General features: G+C 62.1%; 1 protein-coding gene. It reads right to left on the reverse strand.

The window, feature by feature from the left end:
* Nucleotides 1-263: 263 nt before the first annotated feature.
* On the reverse strand, nt 264-1,121 hold the full coding sequence (locus EHS43_RS44780) for a pentapeptide repeat-containing protein (protein ID WP_125196079.1): 858 nt from the start codon (nt 1,119-1,121) through the stop codon (nt 264-266).
* Nucleotides 1,122-1,269: the final 148 nt, after the last annotated feature.

The following is a 1,269-nucleotide window of genomic DNA, read 5'->3' on the forward strand; positions in this document are numbered from 1 at the left end:
GGACAGGGCCGGGAGCGGGCGAGGGGATCAGGCGCCGCTGGTGGTGATCGCGCGCGACGGCGGAGCCGCGCGCGAGACGGGCAGGCCGCCTGCCCGGTCCGTGTGATCAGACAGCGATCGACGCTGCTCCAGCCACTGGCCGGTCCGCCTTCACCGAGGCAAGACCGTGGCCACGACGAGCTCGCCGTGGCCATCTCGAGCCCCTGGCACTGCTACCGGGCATTGGACGGTTCGTACCCACAGGGCGTTGTGTGTGCAGCCGTCTAGACTAGGGATGGCGGTAGCCCGCGGACCCCTTTGAGCTTCGCGCCGGTCAGCTTCACGCCGGCCAGCTTTGCCCCTCGTAGGTCGGCACGTGTCAGATTCGCGTGGGAGAAGTCCACGCCGCGTAGATCGGCGTTCGTCAGGTTGGCGTCTTCGAGGTCTGCCTTGGTCAAAATTGCATTTTTCTCGATGTCCCAACCGAACCTATCGTCCAACGATTTGTCCGCAGCGCTCAATTTCGCGCCGTGCAGGTTTGCGCCAGCGAGATGTGCGGCGCTCAGGTTTGCTTCGACCAATGCCACGTTAGTCAGGTTCGCACCTTCGAGGTCAGCACCTGTCAAGTCGGCATCCACAAAGGTCGCATTGGCGAAGGTGTTCCCTGCTGCACCCCCGTCTACTTCGCGCATCTTCACCCAGTTGAGATCTGCACCGGTGAAATTCGTCCTCACAAGGTGCACACCGGTGAGGTCTGCGCTTTCCAATCCAGCATGGCTCAAATCGGAGAAGAAGAGCGTTGTGTCGGAAAGGTTCGCCTCGACGAACGACGCCCACTGCAGATCCACACCATTGAGGTCTGCATGCCGCAGATCCGCCTTGTCTAAGAGGGCGTAAGAGAAGGGGACACGGGTATCTGGCACATCCGCCGGGCGCTTGAATTTCGCGGCTTCTTTGAGACTCCACGCCATCATGTTCAAACCGCGCAGATCAGCACGACTCCAATCCAGCAGAGCTCGCCCGTCATCGCCTGGCGAGCGGCCTGCCAGCACCTTCATCACGGCTTCCACGTCAGTAGACGGCTCAACCTGGTCTCGCTCCTCGAACGTCCCCTGTTCCTTGGCGAAGCCGGCCTTTGGCACGCGCGCATGCTGACGCACATAGGAGCCTCCCCCTGAGTGGTGGACACGCTGATACTGGATCTGCTTGATCCGGAGGAAGCGAGAAGGCCGCCGATGGCGATGAAGGATTACTCGGACGAGTTCAAGGCCGATGCCGTGGCCCTGTACG

Source organism: Streptomyces sp. RP5T (assembly GCF_003933965.1).
Lineage (GTDB): Bacteria > Actinomycetota > Actinomycetes > Streptomycetales > Streptomycetaceae > Streptomyces.